The sequence below is a fragment of the Kaistella sp. genome (assembly GCF_049588135.1).
In the GTDB taxonomy this organism is placed as follows: Bacteria; Bacteroidota; Bacteroidia; order Flavobacteriales; family Weeksellaceae; genus Kaistella.
On the sequence record NZ_JBAVFG010000188.1, the window covers coordinates 1 to 1,908 of the forward strand.

At 37.2% G+C, this 1,908-nt stretch carries 2 protein-coding genes; both read left to right on the forward strand.

The features are described from left to right. Positions 1–60: 60 nt before the first annotated feature. Entirely contained in the window at positions 61–1,350 is a 1,290-nt protein-coding gene (locus WBY99_RS10470; RefSeq protein WP_423976277.1) for a T9SS type A sorting domain-containing protein, read from the forward strand. 328 nt (positions 1,351–1,678) lie between these two features. Continuing rightward, the coding region (locus WBY99_RS10475) for a molybdopterin-binding protein (protein ID WP_423976278.1) at positions 1,679–1,908 on the forward strand (230 nt) is incomplete at its 3' end.

Below are 1,908 nucleotides of genomic sequence, written 5' to 3' on the forward strand. Positions count from 1 at the left end.
ATTTTATCCTTTTGTATGATATAAAAAATTACGTTTGTGTTTAATTAAAATGAAAATATTATGAAAAAATTTTACACCCTTGCAATTGGAGTTTGTTCTCTTGCATTATCTAACGCCCAGGTAAGCGATCTTGGAAGTTATGTTCAAGTAACTGATGTTTCTAATACCGGCGTTGCAGTTGGTAATGTAGATGGTGGCGCATTTTTTATGTGGTCTGAAGCGAATAGCGGAAAGATAATAGGAGATAACCCGAACGGAATCTCCGGAAATGCTACCATCACTGCTGATGGATCTGTAATCTCTATGTCAATACCCAATCCGGCGAAAAATAATGTTGAAGAAGCTGTTCTTTATACGGTTGCAAATGAAGGAGTTCAATTTCTTGGTGGTTTAGGAGCTTCATCAGGTGGTAGTTCTACCTCTTCTTGGGGAATGTCTTCTGACGGGAAAAACGTCGTAGGTCTTGGTTGGAGCAGCGCAGCAAGTGCACAAGGTTTCTTATGGAAAGAAGGTGTAGGAATCGTAGGATTAGGAAGTACCGTAACCAATAGAAGCTCCAGGGCTAATGACGTGAATGGTGACGGATCTGTTGTCGTAGGATGGCAAGATTCTACAAACGGTATTCGCCAAGGTGCAATTTGGAGAAACGGGGTACAGGAACTCCTTAAAGATAATAATGGCAATATCCTTGGTGCAGCCGCTTCTGTAAGCGCAGATGGAAAAACAGTTGTTGGTGTCGTTAATACCACTGGTGAAGGTTATATTTGGAACGAAACCGATGGAACAATCTTCTTAAGCAGCGATAATCCCGATTTTATAACAAGTATGTCTATTATATCTGATGATGGTAAAGTGGCACTTGGTTTGTCTTTCGATCCGATGGAGAGTATTTTATTAGGAGAAGGTTTTATCTGGACTAAAGAAGGTGGTAAAATAAACTTGAACGAATATGTTGCAAGCTTAGGTTATGATGATTTAGATATTGTTTTTTCGGTTCCTACGGGAATTTCACCAGACGGAAAATACATCGGTGGAATCGGTGCTAACTTTGAAGAAATGGATGCCAAAGGTTTCCTGATCAAACTTCCGGGAGCAGGTTTAGCTTCTCACGAGGTCATCGCTACTGATAAAATGAGCATATATCCAAACCCAGTAAAAGACGTTGTCACCATCAAAACTTCAGATAAAATAGAATCTGCCGAAGTGTATAGCGCAACCGGTCAATTGGCATTCGCTTCAAAAAACATTGTCAATAACAAGATTGATTTGTCTAAACTTTCGAAAGGTATTTACATCATTAAAGTAAAAACAGCTAAAGGCATACAAGCCACAAAGCTTATTAAAGATTAAAATTTTTTTGTTAATTAATAGATTTTTTGTTAAACGGAAATACAGTTGATTCATTTCAGCTGTATTTTTTTTAGGAGCAACACGATTTTGTATTTTTTTCAATTTCAGTCCAGCTGTCCACTATATCTTTTCTGTTATTGCGAACGAAGTGAAGCAATCTTTTGAACGGTGCAGTAATCGCAATAACAAAAAAGGATGCCGTTTCCATCTGGGCTAAGAAGAAAGTTCGGTTTGCCTTTCAAAGTATTCATCATCCAATAAGAAATAGGTATAAAATTATAGAATTTCTTTTAGAAAATTCTGTAATTTTATACTCTTAAATCTTAAAATGCAAGCAATCCTCATCACCATCGGCGACGAAATTTTATCGGGAAACACCATTGATACCAACTCAAATTTCATCGCAAAAGAATTGAAAAATATCGGGATTTCCGTTTTGCAAATTTTCACCATTTCCGATGATATTGAAACCATCAAAAAAAACCTAAAAAATGCCTTTGAAATTGGCGATTTAATCATCACAACCGGCGGTTTGGGTCCAACAAAAGACGATAAAAC